The following is a 4,583-nucleotide window of genomic DNA, read 5'->3' as shown; positions in this document are numbered from 1 at the left end:
TTGGGTTTTAGATAAGAAAAATTATCATAAATATGTATCATATCTTCACAATTGGTGTTGGATGATACCAACATTATGTTGTAATCAGGATCTACTACATCTTTGAACACCTTTAGTTCACCCATCTGTAAATTGTTTTTATGGCTTCTTCCTGCTGTGTCTATTAGAATTACATCAAAGTTCAGAAGTGATTCCAGAGCACTTTTGAGGTCAGAAGGGGTATAACAAATGTGAAGCGAAACACCTAGTATGTCTGCATAAGTTTTAAGCTGGTCAGTTGCAGCTATTCTGTACGTATCAATTGTAATTATTGCAATTTTTTTATTCATTTTTTTTAAGCTAGCTGCAATTTTGGCCAACGTTGTTGTTTTACCTACTCCTGTGGGACCTATAAACATAACTTTATTCTTAATATCCCCAAAATTCAAAATTTCTAAGCTTTGATAAAGCTTTTTTTCAAACCTGGTTCTTATAATTTCTTGATTTTTCCAATTTTCTTCAACTTTTAAATCGTTTAATTGATTTAAAAAAGATTCAATGAAAGTTCTTGAGTACGATTTTTCGTACAGCTTATCCTTTATATCTTGGAGATAGAGATTGTTCGCTTCCATTTTTTTATTCAACTTTTCAACCATTTTCATCAATTCTTCTAATTTTAAACTATCTTTGATGTTACTTTCTGAAGGTTCCTTTTCATTGTGTTGATGGTAAAATGCTTCAGCGCTTTTGTCTATCTTAGAAGATATTTCTCTACTCGTTTTGACAAACTCTGTTAAATCATCTTTCGAATGTTTGACACTGGATTCTTTTTCAATGTTTAAATTCGATGGTTTTGATATCTTTTGTTCTTTCTCTTTATTTCTATATAATTCGGGGGTATTCCTTTTTATTAGATCATTTAAGGTATAGGTATTATCAGATTCTTGCGAGTGTTTTTTTGATTTTTGAGGTTTGTACTCAGAATTCTTGTTTTCCTCGCTCAAAACTGTTACTTCAATGTATTTTTCTCCACCGATTCCAAAAAAACCACCTTTTTTGATTTTTTTTGTGTCTAAAATATAAGCATCTTCCCCAAATTCTCTCCTTATCTTTTCCATCGCTTCAGAAATTGTTTTTACGGTAAGTTTTTTAATTTGCATCAGATCCCTCACCTTCTATTTTAACTATTTCGTTCACGTTGAGAGAAGTATCCGAAGGTATCTCTTCGTATGCTATAACACTGATGTTTTGAATAAATTTTAATATAAATCTGGTAAAGGGATATCTTATGTTTTTAGAACAAATTAATATAGGATTAAACCCTTTCATCATCATATTTTCCAGAGATTTAGATATTTTTTGTACCAAAATATTCGAATATTCTGGTTCGAGTATAATAACCCTTCCCGAATCGGCTTCCCTTATCGATTCAGCTAATTTTTTCTCTATAGATGGATCCAATGCGGTAACGTGTAGTTCTCCATCGTCAGACTTTAAATTTTCCGCTATTTGCCTACCTAAAGACCTTCTAACATACTCTACTAAGTTCTCAATATTGTTTCCATATTTATCTACTGCCTCTACCAAACTTTCAAAAATTAAGGGTAGATTCCTTATTGAAATCCTTTCATATAATAGTTCATTTAAAACTTTTTTTAGTTCATGCATTTTGAGCATTGTTGGAATAAGGGTATCTACAAGATTGGCATAATTAACCCTCAATCCATCGATTAATATTTCTAATTCTTTTGTTCCAATAATTTCGTGAGCATATTTTTTAATGGTTTCAGAAAGATGAGTGGCAAAAACACTGGGTGCGTCAACGGTTGTATAACCTTTTTCTATAGCCTCTTCTTTTAAACTTTCATCTATCCAGAAGGCTTCCAAACCGAAAGCAGGTTCTTTTGTTTTTATTCCAGGTAATTCTTCAGAAGCCATACCTGAGTTTATAGCGAGAAGCCTATCGGGGATCAATTCGAATCTACCAACTTCAACACCTCTCAATTTAATAACGTATTCGTTTGAACTTAATAGAACGCTGTCCCTTATTCGAATGGGAGAGATAACTATACCCAATTCATATGCCAATTGTTTTCGAACAACGGTTATCCTATCTAATAGATCTCCGCCTTGATCTGGATCAGCTAAAGGAATCAATCCATAACCAATATCTACCTCAATTGTATCTCCTTGTAAAACTTCTGAAACTTCTTCTGGAGTTGTTAGGGGTGGTGCAAACCCGCCAGAAACGCTCCTTTTTTCATCTTTTGGTGCAGTTGAAGCTCCCATTCCTCCCCCGCTTGAACCCGTTGTTTCGTAAGCTAGCTGACCTTCATTCACTCTATTAACGTAAGCTACGAAAAGTAAACCTCCTCCTAAAATCAACGAGGGAAAAATTGGAATTGGTGTTAACATACCTAAAAATATTATTATTCCACCGGCTATATTCAAAACCCTTGTGTCAGAAGTAAGTTGTTTTATTAAATCTACCCCAAAATTATCTTTTGAAGCGGCTCTTGATACTATCATACCTGCAGAGGTTGAAATTAACAACGCAGGAATTTGAGCAACGAGCCCATCCCCAACGGTGAGTAAAGCAAATACTTCCGCTGCCTCTGCGATCGTCAGTCCCTGCTGTAACATCCCAATTATTAAACCCCCAACTAAATTGATGAGGGTTATTATCAAACCGGCTATTGCATCCCCTCTCACAAATTTACTAGCTCCATCCATCGCACCATAGAAGTCGGCTTCTCTTCGTATGTCTTCTCTTCTTTGTCTAGCTTCTTCTTCGTTAATCAACCCTGAAGACATATCAGCATCTATACTCATCTGTTTACCAGGCATGGCATCCAAAGTGAACCTTGCGGCTACTTCCGATATTCTTTCTGTTCCTTTAGTTATTACGAGAAATTGAATTATAACGAGTATCAAAAAGATTATGATTCCCACAATATAATTTCCACCAACAACAAAGTCTCCAAAGGCTCTAACAACTTTTCCTTCGAAATTTTTACCGTTTAAGAGTATCAAACGAGTAGAAGAAACATTCAACGCCAACCTAAAGATAGTCATAACTAATAACAAAGATGGGAAAATAGAAATATCCAATGCCCTTTTCAAATATAATGTAGCCAATAAAATCATTATCGAAACGATTATGTTTAAAAGTTGCAAAAAGTCTAGCAAAAACGTAGGAATAGGTATTACCATCAACACAACTATTCCAACAATAAGTATGGATATTACTGCATCTAACCCTTTTATTCTAGTAAAATTCATTGCTATCCCCCCAATGAATTAATAACTGAGGTTGTAGACGTAAGCCAGTACCTCTGCAACTAAGGTGTATAAATCTTCTGGTATTTCTTCGTTTAAATCAACTTTCTCATAAATTTCTCTTGCCAAAGCAGGTCTTTCTAAGATAGGGATTCTATGTTTAAAAGCAATCTCTCTTATTTTAAATGCAACTTCATCTTTTCCTTTTGCTACAACAATGGGCGCATGCATTTCTTCAGCATTATACTCTATGGCAACAGCATAATGAGTAGGATTGGTGATGACAACGTCCGCTTCAGGGACTTTTTGCATCATTCTACTCCTTGCTAAATTTCTCATCATTTCTCTTTGCCTTTGTTTAATTTCAGGGTTACCTTCTATTTCCTTTCGTTCTTGTTTGACCTCATACTTACTCATTTTAAGCTCTTTTTTATATTCATACCTTTGGTACCAAAAATCAAATAGGCTGAGAAGAAGTAAGGCTATTCCTAATTGAAACAGTACATTAATCACTAAATCAAAAATCACATTAAAAGAAAAAGCAGTTTCTTCCTCTGCCAAAGAGAGTATCTTAAACCAATTGACTTTTATTATATTATAGATTAGCAATCCTAATATGGTTAATTTTAAAAGTGCCTTTATAAGCTCCACCACAGATCTTAATGAAAATAGCCTTTTGAATCCTTTAATGGGGTTTATCTTGCTCAGATCCAATTTTAAAGATTTAAAAGTAAACAAAAATTTGGTTTGGATCATTCCCAAAAGGGTAGAAACTACAACGGCAACAACAAAAAACAGTATCAATTTCATGTATAAGTTCATATGTGCTGTAATCTCATATCCAAGCAAATCTGTTGGTGAATAATCTAAATCTAAAGATAAATAATCATGAAATACTTTAAAGATATCGTTAAGTAAGGGCTCAAATATTATCCACAGAAAAAGTGAAATTGACAAAAAACTTACAGCCATATTGAATTCATTAGATTGGGGAATGTTTCCCTCTTCCCGAGCTTTTTCTAAGCGTCTAGGTGTAGGATCCTCAGTTTTATCTGGATCAGCAAAAAGTTGAAGGTTTATTGAAATAGAAGGATCATTGAATTCTTTATCCATTCTATTAGTTGAAAGAATAGAGTAGTAAATTGATCTTCCCATATCAATATCACTCCTAAAAAGAGTAAAAATCCTACCAGTATTTCTAGTGGGATACCAACCATAAAAACATTAACCTGCGGGATCAATCTAGAAACTATTCCCAAAGCAACCTTCATAAGGATCATAAATGCGATCAATGGCATCGAAAGCTGAAGGCCTATAGTGAATAC

General features: G+C 33.9%; 4 protein-coding genes. All 4 read right to left on the bottom strand.

All coding sequences use genetic code 11. The features are described from left to right. A partial coding sequence (flhF, locus tag AA81_RS08760) for a flagellar biosynthesis GTPase FlhF (protein ID WP_103898810.1) occupies positions 1-1,139 on the bottom strand: 1,139 nt, incomplete at its 3' end. Then, a complete protein-coding gene (gene flhA, locus AA81_RS08755; RefSeq protein ID WP_103898809.1) occupies positions 1,129-3,261 on the bottom strand; it encodes a flagellar biosynthesis protein FlhA in 2,133 nt (710 codons plus the stop codon). The genes flhA and flhF, both read right to left, overlap by 11 nt. An 18-nt stretch (positions 3,262-3,279) precedes the next feature. After that, positions 3,280-4,413, bottom strand: coding sequence for a flagellar biosynthesis protein FlhB (gene flhB / locus AA81_RS08750; protein ID WP_233186697.1), 1,134 nt, complete (start codon positions 4,411-4,413; stop codon positions 3,280-3,282). Further along, a partial coding sequence (locus tag AA81_RS08745) for a flagellar biosynthetic protein FliR (RefSeq protein WP_146050372.1) occupies positions 4,335-4,583 on the bottom strand: 249 nt, incomplete at its 5' end. The genes flhB and AA81_RS08745, both read right to left, overlap by 79 nt.

It is taken from the genome of Petrotoga halophila DSM 16923 (genome assembly GCF_002924615.1).
The sequence above is the reverse complement of the archived record's forward strand: the minus strand, read 5'-3'. Positions and strand labels throughout refer to the sequence as shown.

What these genes read in the sequence shown, in the direction of transcription:
- flhA (WP_103898809.1), bottom strand. Translation starts at nt 3,261, where the DNA reads ATGAATTTTACTAGAATAAAAGGGTTAGATGCAGTAATATCCATACTT.
- flhB (WP_233186697.1), bottom strand. Translation starts at nt 4,413, where the DNA reads ATGGGAAGATCAATTTACTACTCTATTCTTTCAACTAATAGAATGGAT.